Annotated in this window: 14 protein-coding genes and 1 tRNA gene; 8 read left to right on the top strand and 7 right to left on the bottom strand. The window is 66.6% G+C overall.

Going from position 1 to position 17,776, the window contains the following annotated elements:
* The first annotated feature begins 76 nt into the window (after window positions 1-76).
* Both guaA and ARTSIC4J27_RS06510 read left to right on the top strand, forming a co-directional pair.
* The gene (gene guaA / locus ARTSIC4J27_RS06505) at window positions 77-1,666 is read left to right on the top strand and encodes a glutamine-hydrolyzing GMP synthase (protein ID WP_050054401.1); all 1,590 of its coding nucleotides are present in this window, start codon (window positions 77-79) and stop codon (window positions 1,664-1,666) included.
* 129 nt (window positions 1,667-1,795) lie between these two features.
* Window positions 1,796-5,992, top strand: coding sequence for a DUF4011 domain-containing protein (locus tag ARTSIC4J27_RS06510; RefSeq protein WP_050054402.1), 4,197 nt, complete (start codon window positions 1,796-1,798; stop codon window positions 5,990-5,992).
* A gap of 80 nt (window positions 5,993-6,072) precedes the next feature.
* Here the strand turns inward: ARTSIC4J27_RS06510 and cpaB are convergent, their stop codons facing one another.
* The 3 genes from cpaB to ARTSIC4J27_RS06525 all read right to left on the bottom strand — a co-directional run bounded on the left by cpaB (window position 6,073) and on the right by ARTSIC4J27_RS06525 (window position 7,926).
* Window positions 6,073-6,807: a Flp pilus assembly protein CpaB gene (gene cpaB / locus ARTSIC4J27_RS06515; RefSeq protein WP_050054403.1), complete on the bottom strand. Its 735-nt coding sequence runs from the start codon at window positions 6,805-6,807 to the stop codon at window positions 6,073-6,075.
* Between the two features lie 99 nt (window positions 6,808-6,906).
* Window positions 6,907-7,185: an FmdB family zinc ribbon protein gene (locus ARTSIC4J27_RS06520; protein ID WP_050054404.1), complete on the bottom strand. Its 279-nt coding sequence runs from the start codon at window positions 7,183-7,185 to the stop codon at window positions 6,907-6,909.
* A 123-nt stretch (window positions 7,186-7,308) separates the two neighbouring features.
* Window positions 7,309-7,926, bottom strand: a complete 618-nt coding sequence (locus ARTSIC4J27_RS06525) for a 5-formyltetrahydrofolate cyclo-ligase (protein WP_050054405.1) — start codon at window positions 7,924-7,926, stop codon at window positions 7,309-7,311.
* A gap of 105 nt (window positions 7,927-8,031) precedes the next feature.
* Here ARTSIC4J27_RS06525 and galU point away from each other — a divergent pair, with 105 nt between their 5' ends.
* From galU to ARTSIC4J27_RS06550, 5 genes are all read left to right on the top strand, one after another.
* Window positions 8,032-8,937, top strand: coding sequence for a UTP--glucose-1-phosphate uridylyltransferase GalU (gene galU / locus ARTSIC4J27_RS06530; protein WP_050054406.1), 906 nt, complete (start codon window positions 8,032-8,034; stop codon window positions 8,935-8,937).
* A gap of 5 nt (window positions 8,938-8,942) precedes the next feature.
* Window positions 8,943-9,563, top strand: a complete 621-nt coding sequence (locus ARTSIC4J27_RS06535) for a GNAT family N-acetyltransferase (RefSeq protein ID WP_200900764.1) — start codon at window positions 8,943-8,945, stop codon at window positions 9,561-9,563.
* An 81-nt stretch (window positions 9,564-9,644) separates the two neighbouring features.
* A complete protein-coding gene (locus ARTSIC4J27_RS06540) occupies window positions 9,645-10,562 on the top strand; it encodes a hypothetical protein (protein ID WP_235436580.1) in 918 nt (305 codons plus the stop codon).
* A gap of 120 nt (window positions 10,563-10,682) precedes the next feature.
* Window positions 10,683-10,755: transfer RNA gene (locus ARTSIC4J27_RS06545), tRNA-Ala, on the top strand.
* A 366-nt stretch (window positions 10,756-11,121) separates the two neighbouring features.
* Complete coding sequence (locus tag ARTSIC4J27_RS06550; protein WP_050054409.1) at window positions 11,122-12,792, top strand: polysaccharide deacetylase family protein; 1,671 nt, start codon at window positions 11,122-11,124, stop codon at window positions 12,790-12,792.
* 89 nt (window positions 12,793-12,881) lie between these two features.
* On the opposite strand, the gene corA is transcribed toward ARTSIC4J27_RS06550, so the two are convergent.
* Together corA and ARTSIC4J27_RS06560 are read right to left on the bottom strand one after the other, a co-directional pair.
* Window positions 12,882-13,877 carry a magnesium/cobalt transporter CorA gene (gene corA / locus ARTSIC4J27_RS06555; protein ID WP_050054410.1) on the bottom strand — a complete coding sequence of 332 codons (996 nt, stop codon included), beginning with the start codon at window positions 13,875-13,877 and terminating at the stop codon, window positions 12,882-12,884.
* Window positions 13,878-13,887: 10 nt separating this feature from the next.
* Window positions 13,888-14,421, bottom strand: a complete 534-nt coding sequence (locus ARTSIC4J27_RS06560; protein WP_050054411.1) for an Lrp/AsnC family transcriptional regulator — start codon at window positions 14,419-14,421, stop codon at window positions 13,888-13,890.
* A gap of 167 nt (window positions 14,422-14,588) precedes the next feature.
* Here ARTSIC4J27_RS06560 and ARTSIC4J27_RS06565 point away from each other — a divergent pair, with 167 nt between their 5' ends.
* On the top strand, window positions 14,589-15,833 hold the full coding sequence (locus ARTSIC4J27_RS06565) for an MFS transporter (RefSeq protein ID WP_050054412.1): 1,245 nt from the start codon (window positions 14,589-14,591) through the stop codon (window positions 15,831-15,833).
* Window positions 15,834-15,890: 57 nt separating this feature from the next.
* Here the strand turns inward: ARTSIC4J27_RS06565 and ARTSIC4J27_RS06570 are convergent, their stop codons facing one another.
* Complete coding sequence (locus ARTSIC4J27_RS06570; protein WP_050054413.1) at window positions 15,891-16,394, bottom strand: Lrp/AsnC family transcriptional regulator; 504 nt, start codon at window positions 16,392-16,394, stop codon at window positions 15,891-15,893.
* A 52-nt stretch (window positions 16,395-16,446) separates the two neighbouring features.
* A complete protein-coding gene (locus tag ARTSIC4J27_RS06575) occupies window positions 16,447-17,703 on the bottom strand; it encodes an MFS transporter (protein ID WP_050054414.1) in 1,257 nt (418 codons plus the stop codon).
* Between the last annotated feature and the right edge of the window lie 73 nt (window positions 17,704-17,776).

A 17,776-nucleotide genomic window follows, 5' to 3' on the forward strand; every position in this document is an offset into this window, starting at 1 on the left:
CGGCGGGGGAGTTCGCTGCGTCACAGCGCGGCTTCTCAAGGTGCGCCGGAACAACGGCGCCAAGTAGGCTAGTACGGTGACTACTCCCACTGCATCCCAGACTTCCCAGAAGCCGGTGCTGGTTGTTGACTACGGTGCCCAGTACGCGCAGCTGATTGCCCGCCGCGTCCGGGAAGCAAATGTGTATTCGGAAGTGGTTCCGCATACCTATACAACCGAGCAGCTCCTGGCCAAGAACCCCGCCGCCATCATCCTTTCCGGCGGCCCGTCCAGCGTTTACGCTGACGGCGCCCCGAGCGTCGGAGCGGACCTGTTCGAAGCCGGCGTTCCCGTCTTTGGCATCTGCTACGGCTTCCAGGCCATGGCCAACGCCCTGGGCGGCAAGGTGGACAAGACCGGGTTGCGGGAGTACGGCTCCACGGAGACCACCATCCTCGGCGAGGGACGTTCCGTCCTCGAAGGGATGCCCCAGCACCAGAAGACGTGGATGAGCCACGGCGACTCGGTCCACGAGGCGCCGGACGGCTTTGAAGTGCTGGCGACGACGGCGGGTGCTGAAGTGGCTGCCTTCGCCAACGAGGAGAAGGGCCTCTTCGGTGTCCAGTGGCACCCCGAGGTCAAGCACTCCGCCTACGGCCAGCAGGTCCTGGAAAACTTCCTGTTCAAGGGCGCCAGGATCGAGCCCAACTGGACCACCGGCAACATCCTCGAGGAACAGGTGGAGCGCATCCGCCGGCAGATCGGCGATGCCCGGGTCATCTGCGGCCTCTCCGGCGGCGTCGACTCCGCCGTGGCCGCCGCCCTCGTCCAGCGCGCCGTCGGCGACCAGCTGACCTGTGTGTTCGTGGACCACGGGCTGCTGCGCGAAGGTGAAGCCGAGCAGGTGGAGCGCGACTTCGTTGCCGCCACCGGCGTCAACCTCTACGTGGCCAACGAGCAGGAACGGTTCCTTTCAGCCCTGGCCGGCGTGAGCGATCCCGAAACCAAGCGCAAGATCATCGGCCGCGAATTCATCCGGGCCTTCGAAGAAGCCGAACGCGCCATCATCGCCGAGGCCGCCGCTCACGGCGAGAAGATCAAGTTCCTGGTCCAGGGCACGCTGTACCCGGACGTCGTCGAATCCGGCGGCGGCGAAGGCGCAGCGAACATCAAGAGCCACCACAACGTGGGCGGCCTCCCGGAGGACCTGCAGTTCGAGCTCGTGGAGCCGCTGCGCGCCCTCTTCAAGGATGAGGTCCGCGCGGTCGGCGCCCAGCTGGGCCTGCCGCAGGAGATCGTTGGCCGGCAGCCCTTCCCGGGCCCCGGACTCGGTATCCGCATCGTCGGCGACGTCACCAAGGAACGGCTGGACCTGCTGCGGAAGGCCGACGCGATTGCCCGTGCCGAACTCACCGCAGCCGGACTGGACAACGAAGTATGGCAGATGCCCGTGGTCCTGCTCGCTGACGTCCGCAGCGTTGGTGTTATGGGCGACGGCCGCACGTACGGCCACCCCATCGTGCTCCGTCCGGTCTCCTCCGAGGACGCCATGACGGCGGACTGGTCACGCCTGCCGTACGAACTGCTCGCGAGGATCTCGAACCGCATCACCAACGAGGTGGAAGGCGTCAACCGCGTGGTGCTCGATGTCACCAGCAAGCCGCCGGGAACCATCGAGTGGGAGTAGCAGCATGAGTGGCCGGCCTCTGGTGAAGAGGCCGGCCACTGCTGTTTCTTCCCCGAAATCCTTGGCAATTTAGCCTGCCCCAGTGTTGCGGTCTCTCAGTCCGGCGCCGGAGCGGCTACTCTCGAATCTATGCCGGTTTGGTCCAGGTCGTCACGTGCAAGCGCAGAAAAGAAGGCAGAAGTGTCAGTTGGTCAAGGCCACCCGGAAGGCTCCGAGGAGCTCCGTAAATGGCTGTCCGGGCTTAAACCCGTCACCGGGGCGGACACGATGCTGCGCTTCACCAAGACACCCGAAGGTTCCATCGACCTGACCCACGCGCACCCGTCCGGGCTGGCGCAGCTGATGGCGGGGCGCCGCACCAGGCTCTCCACCCTCATCCGCGACCGGCAGCAGTACGTGGTGGCGGCCCGCGCCTCCCGGAACATCCGGTCCAAGATCTTTGAGCTCGCCAACGACCGCGGCATCGACGCCGGGTACCTTTCGGCAGGCACGGTAGTCTGGACGTCCGCTGTGGGCGGCAAACCCCAGCGTATCTCCGCGCCCGTGATGCTCACCGCGATTTCCCTTACCGTGCGCCCCGGCGAGGACGACTACGAACTGCAGCTCACGGAGCAGGCGCACATCAACCCCGCGCTGGTCCGGCACCTGAAGACCATCCACGGCATCGTCTTCGACGTCAACGCCGTCACCCGGCTTGCCTACAGCACCGCCCGGTTCGATCCGCAGCCCGTCCTGGACCGGCTGGCCACGCTGATCAGGCCCATCCACGGTGCCGAGGCCCAGCACAACCTGCTCGTCTCCACGTTCGCGGACCTCTCCGGGAACCTGGACGATCCGTGGATCAACGATTCCAGCCCCATCGTGTCCGCCCTTGCCACTGCGGCGGGCGGCGAGGTGGTGGACGTTGAGGAGCCGGATCCGTCGCGGTTCCCGCCGCTGGACAGCCGTCACCCGCAAGACGAGATGCTCCTGCTCGATGCCGACGTGGACCAGCAGTACGTGATCGACGCCGCCCGTGCCGGCGATTCCCTGGTGGTCAGCAGCCCTCCCGGGACCGGCCAGACCCAGACCGCCATCAACACCATCGGCGCCCTGGTGGATGCCGGAAAGACCGTCCTGGTGGTGGGCGACCGGCGGGCAAGCCTTAACGAAGTCTCCGGCCAGCTGGAAACCCTGGGCCTGGAATCCATCCTGTTCCAGTTGTCTGGCAACGTTACCCCGCAGCAGCTCAAGGGCCAGCTGGTCCGGGCGATCGTCCGGAACGAGAAATCCCTGGAGCCCCAGCTGGGGAACCTGCACACCACGCTGACCGAGCACCGGCACGCACTGATGGACCACGTGGCGTCGCTGCACAACGTCCGCCAGCGCTGGGGCTGCTCGCCGTACCAGGCCATGCAGTCACTGGCAGAGCTCACATCGATCCACCCGGCGCCCGCCACCACCGTACGGCTGAAGCGAAGCGTGCTGGACAACATCCGGGACCGCAACGAGCTGGCCGAGAGGCTGCGCCGGGCGGCTGAGTTGGGAAGCTTCAGCAAGGCGTCCACCACCAGCCCCTGGCACGGCGCGCGGCTCCTCACCCGCAAGGAAACAGAAGAGGCGCAGGACCTGGTGAGGTCCGTCGAAAAGAGCCTGCCTGCACTGCGTGAACGGATGAACGCGGTGGCCGAGCACGCCGAAATCCGGCTGGGGGAATCCTTTGCCGAATGGGGCGAACAGCTCGAGCTCCTGATGGCTGTGCGCGGAAGCCTGGACAAGTTCACTCCGGATATCTTCGACCGGCCCGTCACTGACCTGATCTCCGCTACCGCGCCGTCAGCCTGGCGCCGCGAGCGGGGCATCGAAATGACCTCCATGCAGCGTTCCCGCCTGCGCAGGGTCGCCAAGGAATACGTCCGCCCGGGCGTGCACATCGCCGATCTCCACAGCTCCCTGGTCCTGGTGCAGGAGCAGCGGGCGCTCTGGGCAGGCTACGCCACCACCCAGCGGCACCCCGCGGTACCATCCGGGCTCGCCGAAATAAGTGCCCTGTACCGCGCCCTGGACAGTGAGCTGGCCCAGTTGGGCGAAGCGCTCCGGCACACCGCGGCCGGCGGTGAATTGTCCAATGCCCGGTACGAGGAACTCATGGAGCGGCTGGAGCGGCTGGTGGCGGACACCGATACGCTCAAAACCCTGCCGGAGCGTACCCTCCTGATCGAGAACATGCGCGAACACGGGCTGGGCGAGCTCCTGGCAGACCTAGCGGAGCGGGAAGTGCCGGCCCATTCGGTGGCTGCAGAGCTCGACCTCGCCTGGTGGCAGTCGGCGCTTGAAGCCATGATCAGCGGCGACGACTACCTGGCCATGTCCGACGGCGACGCCCTGCGGCAGCTCGAAGCCGAATACCGGCTGGCGGACAACGCCCACATCGCCAGCGGCGCTGCCCGCCTGCGCTGGGACCTGGCCGAACGGTGGCGCTCCGCCATCGCCGCCCACCCCCGCCAGGCCGACCTGCTGAGGAGCCTGCTCAAGGACGGCAGGGTGTCACTGCCGGCACTGACGGCGCAGGCACCGGACCTGATCGGCACCCTGGTCCCCGTCTGGTCCGTCAGCCCCTACCTGATGACCGGCCTCCTGCCCGCCGAACAGCACTTTGATGCGGTGGTGATCCTCGATTCCGAGGCAACCTCGCTCCAGGCCGTGCTCCCCTCCATCGCCCGGGCCCGCCAGGTCATTGCCTTCGGCGACGCCATGATCGCCAGCCCGCGGACCTTCACCGTGGGCGTGGAGCGGCTGGCCGCGGGGGAGACCGCCCACCAGCGGGTGGAGAGCGCCTTCAAGGCACTGTCTGCGGTCCTTCCCGTGTGGCGCCTCAACTTCGTGTACCGCGCGGTGGACGAGGACCTGGTCCTGCAGCTCAGCAAGAACTTTTACGACGGCGGGCTCCGCCGGCTGCCCGAGGGCCAGTCCGCCACCGGCCTGGACCCGGCGCTCCTGGTGGAGTACCTGCCCGATGGCACCGGACTTCCCAGTGCGGACCATGAAGGCGTGGAGTCGGTGGTGGCCGAGGTCAACCGCGTGGTCCAGCTCGTCTTCGAACACGCCCGGACCCGCCCCCGCACGTCCCTGGCAGTGGTCACTGCCAGCTTGCGCCATGCCGCCAGGATCGGCGAATCCATCCGGCTGCAGCTGCCCAACCACCCGGGCCTCGCGGGATTCTTTGGCGCCGGTCCTGAATCTTTCCGGGTGGTGGACCTGGAACGCGCCCAGGGCCTGGTGCGCGACCACGTCATTTTCTCGCCGGGCTTCGGCCGCACCCCGCACGGGCGGGCGCTGCATAACTTCGGTCCGCTCTCCGCCGAAGGAGGCCGGGAGAAGTTCGCCCTCGCCATGACCCGTGCCCGCCGGTCCATGCACGTGCTGACGTGCTTCCGGCCTGAGGACCTGGACCACACCCGGCTGACTCACGGCGCGGTGGACCTGTACTCGCTGCTGGACCGGGAGATCTCGGGCAACACCGACCTCGGCACTCCCGCATCGCGGGCTGCCGCCAGCGAGCAGGCCCTGGGCGCGGATCCTTTGGTGGCCGACCTCGGAGACAGGCTGCGGGCACGCGGTGCGCGCGTATGGCACCAGTACGACGGTGCCATTGATGTGGTGGCTGCCGCCGACCCGCTGGGAACCATGGGCCAGGAGGACGCAGACCTCCCGTGGCCGGTGGCCATCGAATCGGACGGCACCGAACAGTACCGCACCATGAGCGTGCGTGAACGGAGCCGGCTGCGGCCCCAGCTGCTGGAGCGGCTGGGCTGGCGGTACATGCCGCTGTGGACCATCGAGGTGTTCACCGATCCGTCCGCCTGCGCGGACCGTATTGCCGGATACCTGGGCCTGGAGCGGGTGGTCCTTCCGGGCCGGGCAGACACCTCAACCGGGTTCCTGGACGACGACGTGGACCAGGCGCTCAACGGCATCCACGCCGGCGAACAGCGGTCCCGGCGCAGCAACAGCCCGGACCGGTACACATCCGGCGTGGACCAGGGCCATCTGCAGGGACATCATCAGGACAGCAAGGAGGAGGTCCGCGTGGCCACCGAAGACAAGAATGAGGACTCTTTGCAGGAGCCGCCCGCCCCGGCAGGGCCTGCAGCCGAAGAAGAAGGCCAGGACCAGGGACGACAGGACCCGGACCGGGTGCGCAGCCGGGTGAAGGACGGGGACCAGGCCGGCACTGCCGGCATCCTGCCCACCAAGGCGGCCGAAGACGACCCCCGGCGCTGGGGCGACTCGGACGATGACCACGACGCCTGGCTGAAGGAACAGAAGCCGCCGCACTGGGGCTAAGAGCAGGGGCCACCTGGCCGGGCTTCCGCAGCAGGACCGTCCAACCACTTCCCGGCGTCCCAGGGAGAGTGGCGCCCGGTTTACGGGCCCACGAGCACGAAAAAGAGCTTTCCCTGTGTTGAGGCGCCGGCCAGCCGCGCCGCCTGCTCGGCACTTGCGGCCACCACAATGAGGCCGTCCGTCTCGGCAGTGCCCAGCCATTGCCCGCTCTCGCCGCCCTTGCCGGCGGTCCACAGTACCGGTACTGCTGTTGCCAGCACCTCGGACGGCGCCTGCTGGTCAAAGCCGTTGGCTGCCGTCAGCACCACATTCACAAGCTGCCCGGGGGAGACGAGCTGGATGGATGACGGGTCCGCCATCCGAAGCGGCACTGCGGCTGAACCCGGGGGTGTTCCGGCCAGCAGCCCGGGACCGAGAAGCTGGGCGTCCGTGAGCAGCTGGCCCTTGCGCAGCGGAGCCGCCAGCTGTTTGCCTGCCAATTCACTTTCCTGCTCCAGGAAACCGGCAGCCATCATCTCCGGCGGAACCTGCACGCGCGCGAGGTCAGCGGGCGCAAGTGCGGAGCCCGCGGCGAGGTCCCTCGCGGCAGCAAGTCCCGTGACGGTATGAACGGGTGCCGGGGTGAGCTGATGCACGCTGACCGCCGCCGCCATGCACAACAGCAGGGCGATGGCCAGCCGGCGGTTCCGGCTCAGCCAGCCCGAAAGGCGGAGAGCTGCGGGCCGGCGGCCGGAGCCGCGGGGACTGCCGGGACTGCGGGTGCTGCGCGGGTAGCGGGAAGCGCCCCTGCCGGTACGGTGGAGGTTTAAAGGCATGCGCCAACGCTAAAGCCGGCCGGAAAGCCCGCAACAGGCGCAAGGCGCCCTATGTGGACAAGCCGGCCGGCCGGCGTCGGGCGGTTCTGCTGAGCGGCTTTAGCTGGCTGCGGCAGCCGGGGCGGACGCGGCAGGTGCAGCAGCCGGAGCCGGCGTCGAGGAGGCAGCCGGTGTGGTGGCCGAGACTGTGCTCCCCTTGGAGTCGCGGGAATCGGTGCGGTAGAAGCCTGATCCCTTGAAGACGACACCCACGCTGTTGAACTTCTTGCGCAGCGTCCCCTGGCATTCGGGGCACGAGGTCAAAGTGCTGTCCGAAAACGACTGGACGATGTCGAAGGCATGGCCGCAATCCTTGCAGGCGTACGCATACGTTGGCACTGGTGCTCCTCCTCTTGGGCAAAACGAGAGGTCCCGTGCTGCCCGGCCGGAGGGTCCGTCCGTTAGCAGTCGCAGGGCCTGAGTGCTAATTCTATCATCCCCGCAGGACCATGCGAGGTGGACTTATGCGCCTGCCAGGGCCCGGAATCCTGACGGGGCCAGGATGGCCGGAACGGGACGGTCGAAGTCCTCCTCGGGAATCTGCCCCGCGGGGAGCAATTCCTCGTCGTAAATAACAGCGGCCAGCGGGATATTCTTCCCTGCCGTGGCCAGGTGGCCCAGGAACTTGTCGTAGTAGCCGCCGCCCTGTCCGATCCTGTTGCCCGCCACATCCACTGCTGTGGCGGGGATAAAAAGAGCGGCGGCCGCTCCGGCCACGTCCGGCCCGTGCCGCTCACCCGCGGGCTCGAGGATAGGAGCGAACCGGCTCCGCTCGAAGCCTGCCTCAGGGTCCCAGAAGACCCATGCCAGTTCCCGCCCCGGCTCGCAGACCGGGAGCAGGACTCTGTGACCGTTGTTGTGGAGCGCATTGATCAGCGGGAGGGTGGGAGGTTCCACACCCACCCCGAAGTACACGCACACCGTTGCCGGGGCCCCGGCGGTCAGGGTGTGGGCCCAGGCTGCGCCGTGGCGTGCCAGGGCAGACCCCGCTTCCTCAAGCTGCTGCGGAGTGAGTGCGGCCCGCCGTCGGCGGTGCGCCGTACGGATTCTGTCCTTGACAGCCTTGGCGTCCTCCAGCACGTCTGTTCCTCCATCACTCGCCCTCTGGCGGTTTCGTTGCCGGCCGTGCGGCCGGCAACCCTTCAATAATTACTGATTGCTTGACGCTGACGTTAGATTAGTCGGGTGATTACCAGTAACCCGAGAGTTCGCAAAGCCGTCATACCCGCTGCCGGACTCGGCACAAGGTTCCTGCCTGCCACCAAGGCCATGCCCAAGGAAATGCTTCCGGTGGTGGACAAGCCTGCCATCCAGTATGTGGTTGAGGAAGCCGTGCACGTGGGCCTCAATGACGTCCTGATGATCACCGGCCGGAACAAGCGCGCCCTGGAGGACCATTTCGATCGGGTTCCGTCGCTGGAGTCCACCCTCGAGGACAAAGGGGACGCGGAAAAGCTCGCGTCCGTCCAGGCGGCCAGCAACCTCGGCGACATCCACTATGTCCGCCAGGGCGACCCGAACGGGCTGGGCCACGCGGTCCTGCGCGCCAAACAGCACGTCGGCAACGAAGCCTTCGCCGTCCTCCTCGGGGACGACCTCATTGATGCCCGCGACGAACTTCTCAGCACCATGATCGACGTACAGGCCAAAACCGGGGGCTCCGTCGTCGCCCTCATCGAAGTCGAGCCGTCGCAGATCAGCGCCTATGGCTGCGCCGACATCGAGGAAATCGACGGCGAGGGCTACGTCCGCATCAACCGGCTGGTGGAAAAGCCGGCCCCAGGCGAAGCTCCGTCCAACCTGGCCATCATCGGCCGGTACGTGCTCCACCCGGCCGTCTTCGATGTCCTGGAACGTACCGGTCCCGGCCGCGGCGGCGAAATCCAGCTCACCGACGCCCTGCAGGAACTCGCGTCCGAAGAGGGCGAGGGCCGGGGCGTTTACGGCGTGGTCTTCCGGGGGCGCCGCTACGACACCGGCGACAAGTTGAGCTACCTGAAGGCGTGTGTCCAGCTCGCCATTGACAGCGAGGACCTTGGCCCCGGCCTCCGGGAATGGCTGCCGGGGTTCACCGCCGGTCTCTCCAAGTAGCCCTAGTGCGCGCCGGCCCCATTTGGCCCGTCACCCTGGAGTGCGGCGACCTGGTCCTGAGGCCCATCAGGTACCGCGACAAAAAAGAGTGGACGGAAGTGCGGGCCCGGAACAGCGAATGGCTGGCCCCCTGGGAGGCCTCAAATCCGGACCCCGCCGGGGGACTGCCGGACTATCGCCAGATGGTCCGTTCCCTCAACGCCCAGGCCGCCCAGGCCACCGCGCTTCCTTTTGTGATCACCGAGAGGATCCCGGCAGCCCGGAACCCGGTGATCGTGGGCCAGTTGACGGTTTCGTCGATTGTCTGGGGGTCGGCCATGATGGCCACGCTGGGATACTGGGTGGACCAGGCACGCGCGGGGCACGGGATAGCCCCCACTGCCGTGGCACTGGTAACCGATCACTGCTTCAGGAACCTTGGCCTGCACCGGATGGAGATCAACATCCGGCCTGAAAACGGGCCCAGCCTTCGGGTGGTGGAGAAGCTTGGGTTCCGGGACGAGGGCTACCGGCCCCGTTACCTGCACATCAACGGAGAGTGGGCTGACCACCGCTCGTTTGCGCTGACCTCGGAAGAGGTTCCCGAGGGGTTGCTGAACCGCTGGCTGGGTTCCCGGGCGTCATAAATCCAATGATTTGCCAGCCGCGCCACGACACACCGTGGCTAATGCGGCTGCAGCCGTCGTCTTGCTCATACGGTTTTGAGTGTGGACTTCCCCCTTAGCAGCTCAGTGATCCTCGTGGTTGCCGTTGTGCTCTGGATTGTATGGGTTGCCCCCTACGTCCTCCAGAACCGCCGGCACCAGTTCCAGGCCGCCGGCGACTTCCTGGCAGACACACCTGCCGAGGATGTGCCGGACCCGCGAGCGGGGCTGGTCTTGAAGGTCGCCGACCAGCAGGAGAAAGCCATGGACACCAGGAAGAGCACCGGATCCGCTACGGCAGCAGGCAGGACAGCCACAACGGGCCATTTCAAAATCCGGTACGGCCGCACGGCCATTGCCCTGGCAGGACTGCTTTCCCTGCTGACCGCGTTCGTCTCTGCCGTGCTGCTGGCCTTCGGGCTGGGGAGTCCCGCGCTTCCGCTGGCCTGCGCCGGTCTGACCGTGGCCTCCGTAGTCCTGCTCCGCAGGCTCGCTGTCCGGGACCGGAAGGCCAAGGTCAACGCTGCTTTCCGCTCCGCCATGGACGCGCCCGGGGCCAGGCCCGCACCCGCGCAGGTCCCGCCGAAGCCCCAGGCTGCGCCGGTGCGCCCTGAGAGCCCCCTTTTTGATGCGGAGGCGGACCGGCCGAAGGTCAAGCCCCTGACAGCCGTGGAGCTTCGCGAGGCGGCGCTCGCCGTGGCAGTGGCCGCTGGCGACACCAGTGCCGTGCAGGCTGCGCCGAGTACCACCTGGGATCCTGTGGAGGTCCCCAAGCCGGTCTATGTTGAGGCGGCCAAAGCCGAACGTCCGGCACCCGAACCCCTTGAGCTGCCCGAAGCGCCCAAGGCCACAGGCAAGCCGTCCCTCAAACAGGGCGCCGCCGGTGTCCCCGCCGCACCGGCGGTCGAGGCACAGCAGCTCACCAAGGCGCAGAGCGCGCTCAGCAATCTCGACGACGTCCTGCAGCGCCGCCGCGCCTGACGCTTCGTGAAAGCGGCCGGGTAATCCGGCCGCCTTTTGCGTGCCAGTTGGCATTGGGCGCGGAAAATTTGTAGCCTAAGGTCACCGGCGCCGCACAGCAGCTGCAGGGCGGCTCGTCCCGGGGTTATAGCTCAGTTGGTAGAGCGCTTCGTTCGCATCGAAGAGGTCAGGGGTTCGAATCCCCTTAGCTCCACACTATTGATGGCTCTCTGCCGTTCCTCAACTCACGTCAAAAAGGGTGCCTGGCACCTTGCGGCTTCGACGCTGCGCGTGTGTCTTCTGGAAGCGCATGGCTCCCGCTGAAGCGCACTTTTCCGCGTGGCACCGGTTCCCACCTGAGTAAGTATCAGCCCGTAGGTAGCGGCAAAGCGATAAGACAAGTACTGGCTACTGTTACCGGCCGGCTCGGGTGGGGCCTACCGTACAAGCGCGGACCATCGAGCCTGAATATCGCCGGGGGAACTAGTGCCCATGCGGGGTCAGGGCACCACCGTCCGCCGGACTGAACGACGATGACAGGGGCGACGAGCAGATGAATATTTTGAGCAGACTTAAAGTGATGGGGGCCGCTTCCTGGCGCAAGCCTGGTGCTTCCGGCCCCTTCCAGGGACCGCCGTTCCGGGGAAGGCGCGGCAATGATGTAGAGCCGGTACCCATCAAACGGCTGGCGGCGCTTCCGGTGGCCTTCACGCTGCTACTCGGCGGTGCTTCGCTTGCGGCTGTTCCGGCAGCCCATGCCGCCGACGGCGCCATGATCAGCGTGACCCTTGACGATGGGTGGCGCAGCCAGCACACCAACGCCCTGCCCATCCTGAACAAGTACGGGGTTCCGACCACGATGTACATCCATGCGGACGCAGTTGATGTCACGCCGACCTACATGAGCCAGGCCGAGATCCGGGCCTTTGCGGACCGGGGCGACCAGATTGCGTCCCACACCGTGACCCATACTGACCTGACCACCCTCACCCCTGCTCAGCTCGACACCGAGTTGGCGCAGAGCCAGATAAGGCTCCGGCAGATGTTCGGTCAAACCGCCGCAGAGGACTTCGCCAGTCCCTTCGGTGCGTATAACGACACCACTACGGCTGCTGTAAAGAAGTACTACTCCTCCCAGCGCAACACTGACGAAGGGACCAACTCCCCGGGCGCGGACCCCTACAACATCCTGGTGCGGAACGTGGTTGACACCACCACTGCGGACACGGTGCAGGGTTGGATAACTGAGGCCAAAACCACCGACACGTGGCTTGTCTTGGTCTACCACGAGGTGGGTGCGAACCTCGGCAACAGCGTCTACCACTTAGACACCCCCGTCTTCGACGCCCACATGGCGGCGGTCAAGAACAGCGGCCTGCCCATGGTCACCGTCAGGCAGGCGCTTAGTGGGTCTACCCCTCCGCCGCCAGACCCCAACGCCGGCGCCACGGCTGCCATCAACGCGGTCGCGGCTGCCAACCCCACGCTCGTGGGGACTCCCACCGGCGATATGGTCTGCGGCCTGCTCAGCGGCGGCTGCTACCGGAACTACACAGGCGGTGCCGTCATTTGGTCTCCGGCCACCGGCGCCCACTATTCTGTGCAGCCCATCCGGCAGGCCTGGGCCAGGACGGATTACGAGCGGGGACGCCTCGGGTACCCGACCACCGATCACATCGGCGGACTCGTCAGGGGCGGTATGTATCAGTCCTACCAGGGTGGTGCCATTATTTGGTCTCCGGCCAGCGGCGCACACTACTCCGCCGGTGTCATCCGGCAGGTGTGGGCGGGAACCGACTACGAGCGGGGTGGCCTCGGGTACCCAACCACCGACGAAATCGGCGGACTCGTCAGGGGCGGTGTCTACCAGATGTATCAAGGGGGTGCCATCATCTGGTCTCCGGCCAGCGGCGCGCATTACTCCTTCGGAGCGATCCGCCAGGTGTGGGCGGGAACGGACTATGAGCGGGGTGGCCTCGGGTACCCCACGACGAATGAAATCGGCGGACTCGTCAGGGGCGGTGTTTACCAGATGTATCAAGGGGGTGCCATCATCTGGTCCCCGGCGAGCGGCGCGCATTACTCCTTCGGAGCGATCCGGCAGGCGTGGGCAGCAACCGATTACGAGCGGGGACGCCTCGGTTACCCGACCTCAGGTGAGTATCTCTCAGGTGCCGGTGTGGCCCAGAACTACGAAGGCGGCCGCATCAACTGGACCGCTTCCGGGGGCGCAGTGGTCACCTATAAATGAAAACAGGCTGACCTGACAAACTTGTAGGGCAACCTTGGAATACCCCACCTCCGAACGGGCTAACACCCGTCCGGAGGTGGGGTATTCCGTTATAACCAGCCCTTCTTCTTGAAGATCGCGTACATGACCGCGGCCGTGGCTGCCATGAGAACGATCGCCATGGGGTAGCCCAGGTCCCAGTGCAGTTCTGGCATGTGGTCAAAGTTCATGCCGTACACGCCGGCCACAAACGACGGCGCAAAGAAGATGGCCGCCCAGGACGAAATCTTCTTCACCTGTTCGTTCTGTTCAGCGCTGGCCTCGTTCTGCCGGTTCGCGGTCAGGGTGCCGTCCAGGGTCAGGGCGTTCTGCAAGAGGTCCCGGAATGAGTCCGCCCGTGAGATCACCCGTTCCACATGGTCTTCCACGTCGCGCAGGCTGTGGCGCAGTTCGGTCTCCACGTCGTATTTTTCGAACCCCCGCTTGAGCTGGTGCATCATGTCCGGCAACGGGTGGATGGCGCGCTGGAACTGGATCACCTCACGCGCCAGTTCGTAGATTCGCCGGGACACCGCGGTGTCCCCGCTGAACAGCTGGTCTTCAATCTCGTCGATGTCGTTTTCAAGCCCCGCCACTACAGGCCCGTAGTCGTCCACCACCCGGTCCAGCAAGGCATAAAGGACGGCCTCGGGCCCGTGCCGCAACAAATCCGGTCTGCTTTCCAGCCGCTGCCGTACCCGCGCCACCCCCGCCGTCTCTGCGTGCCGGACCGTAACCACGAAGTTCTTGCCGGTGAAGATATGCAGCTCGCCGAACTCCACGGTTTCCGTGGCGTCCAGGTACCGCGCCGGCCGAAGCACCGTAAAGAGGGCGTCCTCGTAGCGCTCGAGCTTGGGACGCTGGTGCGCGGAAATGGCGTCCTCCACCGCCAGCGCATGCAGCCCAAATTCCGTAGCCACCGCTGTCATCTCGTCGGCCGTGGGCCGGTAGAGGCCGATCCATGCCATGCCACCGTGCTGCGCCAGCGTCTCGAAGGTCTGTTCCAGGCTGTCAGGTTCGGCGTGCCGGACGCCGTTGACGTAAACGGCGTTGTCGATGATGGTCATGCCCGAAATCCTAGCCGTCCGCCCCATCAGCACCGGCGCGCGTGGACCTGGCAGGACCGTGTTGGCCGGCCGTGGACGCCTTGGCCAGGCCGCTGATCAACGGTTCCGTCCGGTAGGGGATGTGCGTGTGCAGCGCCAGCACGGTTTCCGTCCGGATGACGCCCTTGATCCTCAGCACCTGCCGCAGGGCAGCCTGAAGGTTGTGGGTGTCCGTGGCCACCACCCGGCACCACACGTCACCCCGCCCCGAGATTTCGTGCACCTCCAGGACCTGGGGAATCAGCCGCAGGGCGGCTACTACCCCGTCCAGCTCGCGGTGGGACACCTCAATGGTCACAAAGGCCACAACGTCATACCCCACAGCCTCGAGGTCCACCTCCCGTCCACCGGACCGCAGCACCCCTGCCCGCAGCAGGCGCCGGACGCGCGACTGGGCAGTGTTCCGGGCAACTCCAAGGGAATCACTCAGCTCGCCGATCTGGATCCTCGGATCCCGGATGAGCTCCAGGAGGATTCTCAGGTCAGTGGGGTCCAGGTTGTTCAAATGATCACTCTCCGTCACTCGCGCCAGCACATTTTGATAATTCTGCTCAATTGTGACAGTCATCGCCGATCGATACAGCAACTTTGCCCCACGCTGGAGCTATCCCTATCCATCCGCGCCGGGCTCCCACAAGGACCACCCGCCGCGGCAGCAGCAAAGGCGGCACAATGACGGTCTTCAGCGAACTCCGCATGCGTCCGGCTCCAGCCACCACCACAGGGTGGAACGCGTCCACCACGGCACGCCTGGTGCTGGCGGGCGCGGTCATTTTTACGCTCCTGGTGGGCGCCAACCTGGCCACGCCCCTGTATCCGCTGCTGCAGGTGCAGCTGGGTCTTTCCCCGCTCGATGTTGCGGCCGCATTCACCAGCTACGTCCTGGCATTGGTGGCCGTGCTCATGCTGGCCGGCCACTGGTCGGACCATATCGGCCGCAGGGCTGCCCTCATCCTGGCTGTTGTTGCCGGCCTCGCGGGCGGGTGGCTGTTCGCCGAAGCGCATACCCTGGCCGCGCTGTGCGCCGCCCGTGCGCTCCAGGGCGCTGCCGTTGCCCTCGCCACCGGTGCCAGCGCCGCGGCCTTGCGTGAGCTTCTTCCGGCACGCCCGGAATGGGCCTCCCGCTTTACCCTGCTGGCCTCCGCCGGGGGAGTGGCCGCGGGACCGGTCATCGGCGGGCTGCTGTCACTTCTTCCCGGACACACCTCGGCCCCGTACTACATCCATTCCGCAATCCTCGCCGTGCTCCTGGCCCCGCTCTACCTGCTTCAGGCCCGTCCGGCCATCCAGCCCCCGGCAGGACCCAGGCCGCTGCAGCTGCTGGCACCGCGCCGTCCTTCCGTGACACGGGAGGCAAGGGGCGCCTTCTGGCTCGCCTCCGGCGTCGGCTTCCTCAGCTTCGCCGTCTTCGGCTTCTGCCTCTCCCTGGCTCCCGGCTACTTCGCCCGGATCCTTTCAACCGACAGCCGCCCGCTGATCGGACTCCTGGCCTGCCTGACGCTGGCGGCTTCGGCGCTGACGCAGCTGGTGACAGTCCGCGGCCGCTTTGTGGTACCGGGCGGACTGGCCGTCCTGGGCGCCTCAGTACTGCTGCTCGGCGCGGCAGGGGCATGGAATAACGCGGTGCTGCTGGTGACCGCAAGCCTTGCCGCAGGCGTGGGACAAGGCCTCGCGTTCCGCACTGTTTTTAACGATGTGGCCGGCCGTGTGGAGCCTGCCCGGCAGGCCCAGACCATCAGCTCGCTGTACGTCATCACCTACCTGGGCAGCGCCGTCCCGGTGCTGGGGCTCGGCTGGGCCTCGGGTGCCTTCGGACTTGAGCAGTCGGTTGCGGGCTTTGTGGTGCTGTGCGGTTCAGCGGCGTTCATCATGGCCACGCTCACGCTCCGCCATGCCCTGCGAAACCGCGCCCTGTAAATCAGGGCGCTGTGAAATAAAGACCAAGCCTGCCAGCGGCAGCGGGAGCTTACCGGCCTATTCCGGCAGAGGCCCGTGGTTGCCCTGGATGTGTTCGAAGACCAGCGTGGTTTCCGTATGGCCCACCACGGGGTCGGTGGCAAGGTTGTCCAGTACCCAGTCGCGCAGGTCCTCGGTGGTGGCGACGGCGATGTGCAGCAGGTAGTCCACCGAGCCTGAAGTATGGAATGTGGACAGCACCGCCGGCAGGTGCGGAACCCGGGCTGTGAAACGGTCGATCTGGTCCCGGTCGTGTGCCCGGAGGCGGACGGCAACCAGCGCCTGGACGGACCGGCCGATGGAGGACAGGTTGAGCTTCGCCTCATAACCCTGCACGATGCCCCGCTCTGAGAGGGCCCGGGTCCGCATCAGGGCAGTGGAGGGCGCGATGCCCACCAGTTCCGCGAGTTGCTTGTTGGAGATCCGTGCGTCCGCCACCAGGGCGGCCAACAGGCGTTCGTCGATGGCATCCAGGGGCTCCAGGTGCACTCCCGGCCTGACGTTCCTGGCATTCGTGCTCACGGCGGCTCCTCACAGTGTTCCTGCGTTTATCCTAGACGCCCCGCGGCCGCGTTCAGGCTCCGGCCTCCTTGCGCCGTGTGGCTTCCCGGGGATGGACGACGGCGACAGTCACCGCGGTGAGGCAGGCAAGGGTCATAACGGCGGCCGCCAGGGCGTTCCAGCCGCAGGACTGGAAGAGCAGGCCGCCGGCCCAGCCGATGATGCTTGACCCCAGGTAGTAGGCAAGGTTATAGAGTGAGGCGGCCTGGGCCCGCCCGGTGCTGGCAATGGCTCCCGTCCATCCGGCACCAATGCTGTGCGCCGCGAAGAAGCCGCCGGTGAAAATCACCAGCCCCGCCAGGATCAGCGCCAGGGACGGGGTGAGCGTGAGGGCGAGGCCCGCCGTGGAGAGGGCAAGCCCGGCCAGCAGCACGTTCCGGCGCCCGAAGCGCAGGGTCAGTCCTGCGGCCCAGCGGGACGTGATGGTCCCGGACAGGTAAGCCAAAAACATGAGGCTGATGACGGTGGCGGGCAGCCCGTAGGGTTCGCCGGTCAACCGGAACCCGAGGTAGTTGTAGACAGCCACAAAGCCGCCCATCATCAGGAAAGCCTGGATGTACAGGGCGAGCAGGCGGATATTCCGGACATGTCCGCCGAGGGTGCGGGCAGCGCCGCGCAGTCCCGGAGCCTTGGCGGCCGTAAACCCGCGCGCCCGCGGAACAAGCACCAGGAAGGCGACGGCGGCGAGGGTCGCGAGGATGGAGACGGCCAGGGCCGCGGCGCGCCATCCCCACAGTTCCCCCGCAGGGCCGGCCACCAGCCGCCCGGCGAGACCGCCCAGCGTGGTGCCGGCAACGTAGCTTCCGGCGGCGACTGCGGCGTGTGCCTTGGTGACCTCCTCGTTCAGGTAGGCGATGGCGATGGCCGGGATGCCGCCCAGGGCCATGCCTTCGAGGAGCCGCAGGCCCAGGAGCAGGGGAAAGCTGGTTGACAGGGGAACCAGCAGGCCCAGGATCGTGGCCACCGAGATGCCCCAGGCCATGGCCTTGACCCGTCCTATCCTGTCCGCGAGGAAGGACCAGGGGATCACGGTGACGGCCAAGCCGACGGTGGCCAGTGAGATGGTGAGTGCGGCCTCGGCAGCGCTGATTTTCAGGTCCGAGGCAAGGATCGGCAGGACCGCCTGGGTGGAATACAGCTGGGCGAAGGTCGCCACACCGGCGAAGGCAAGGCCGAGGATGATCCGGCCGTACGCCCGGGACCCCTTCGCGTGCCCGTGCCAGCCGGCGTCGGAGGCTTGGGGGCCGGGGATGGGTGTACTGCGCTGCATCCGGCAAGCCTAGCCTCGGCCGGACTAAAGCCTCCAATGCATCTTTTGTGTAAAACTCATAGCAAATACGGAA

Source organism: Pseudarthrobacter siccitolerans (genome assembly GCF_001046895.1).
In the GTDB taxonomy this organism is placed as follows: domain Bacteria; phylum Actinomycetota; class Actinomycetes; order Actinomycetales; family Micrococcaceae; genus Arthrobacter; species Arthrobacter siccitolerans.

Excerpts from the sequence above, each read along its gene's own strand:
- ARTSIC4J27_RS06510 (WP_050054402.1), top strand. The coding sequence starts at position 1,796 with ATGCCGGTTTGGTCCAGGTCGTCACGTGCAAGCGCAGAAAAGAAGGCA.
- cpaB (WP_050054403.1), bottom strand. The coding sequence starts at position 6,807 with ATGCCTTTAAACCTCCACCGTACCGGCAGGGGCGCTTCCCGCTACCCG.
- ARTSIC4J27_RS06550 (WP_050054409.1), top strand. The coding sequence starts at position 11,122 with ATGGGGGCCGCTTCCTGGCGCAAGCCTGGTGCTTCCGGCCCCTTCCAG.
- corA (WP_050054410.1), bottom strand. The coding sequence starts at position 13,877 with ATGACCATCATCGACAACGCCGTTTACGTCAACGGCGTCCGGCACGCC.
- ARTSIC4J27_RS06565 (WP_050054412.1), top strand. The coding sequence starts at position 14,589 with ATGACGGTCTTCAGCGAACTCCGCATGCGTCCGGCTCCAGCCACCACC.
- ARTSIC4J27_RS06575 (WP_050054414.1), bottom strand. The coding sequence starts at position 17,703 with ATGCAGCGCAGTACACCCATCCCCGGCCCCCAAGCCTCCGACGCCGGC.